This is a genomic window from Treponema sp. R6D11, assembly GCF_054786075.1.
Window position 1 is genome coordinate 1 of record NZ_BDHD01000475.1, and the last position, 964, is coordinate 964.

Sequence of the window (964 nt, forward strand, 5' to 3'; positions counted from 1 at the left end):
AAACCGCCGATGAACGGATACTGCCAAAGGGTAGCGCATACATTACAGATCTTGGAATGACAGGCAACACTGACAGCGTAATTGGCATGGATCCGAAAATTTGTCTTGATAGAGTACGCAAGCAAATTTTATATCACATGGAAACGGCGGAGTCTGACAAACCGGGAAAAATTCAGGGCATAATAGCGGAGATTGACGCGGATACGGGAAAAGCTGTTTCGATTAAAAGAATTTAGGAACTTCTAAAAAGATTGGCGGTTAATAGGGCTTCCAATCCAGATACCTTCACCAAGATAATCCATTCTTCTGCCTTCAACTAATATTTGCACATCTTTTACATTTTGAAACTCGGTTACTGTCCAGACAATCTGCCTAAGCTGGGCGACGTAGCCTTCAACGCCAAAAGTGTTAAACAGAAAATCTTCGCTAAAACTGATGTAGGCGGTATTGCCCCGTACTGTTGCGGAAAGTATCCTTGTGTTTTTAGGGATAAGATTAACAAGCCCACGGCTTAATTCTTCCGCCGTAGGTCCCGCAAGCAAAACATTCAAGGCGTCCTGCATGGGCGAGTCCGAGACGGGAATCTTGCGAGTTACTTTAGAATGGAGAATCTGCCCGTCACTGCCGACATTGGCAAAATAAATAGCCCTGTCCCTTGTCTGCACGGGCGGCGGCTGTACGGGTTTTTCTTTTTGAGCAGTGGGCTTTGTTTGTTTTTCAGCTTCGGGCTTTTTTTCAGCCGCAGGTTTTTTTTCGGGCTCCGGCGTTTGCGGTTTTTGTTCAATGGTAACAGCAGGTTTAGGGGCAGGTTCTATAACAACTGTAACGGACGGGTCTTCTTCCGCTGTTATTTCTTCTTCCGCAGTTGGGGATACAGTCATGCGTGTTTTAAAAAGATTAAAATTCTTTTGAATGGTAGGGGCGTTTACCATAAAAATACAGATAATTACAATTACAAAAACAA

Annotated in this window: 2 protein-coding genes; one reads left to right on the forward strand and one right to left on the reverse strand. The window is 44.1% G+C overall.

Annotation, left to right across the window (positions count from 1 at the left end; all coding sequences use genetic code 11):
• Positions 1-236: YmdB family metallophosphoesterase (locus tag ACYVTD_RS14060; protein WP_461248349.1), on the forward strand; the 236-nt coding region annotated here is incomplete at its 5' end.
• A 6-nt stretch (positions 237-242) separates the two neighbouring features.
• Here the strand turns inward: ACYVTD_RS14060 and ACYVTD_RS14065 are convergent.
• Positions 243-964: GerMN domain-containing protein (locus tag ACYVTD_RS14065; protein WP_461248350.1), on the reverse strand; the 722-nt coding region annotated here is incomplete at its 5' end.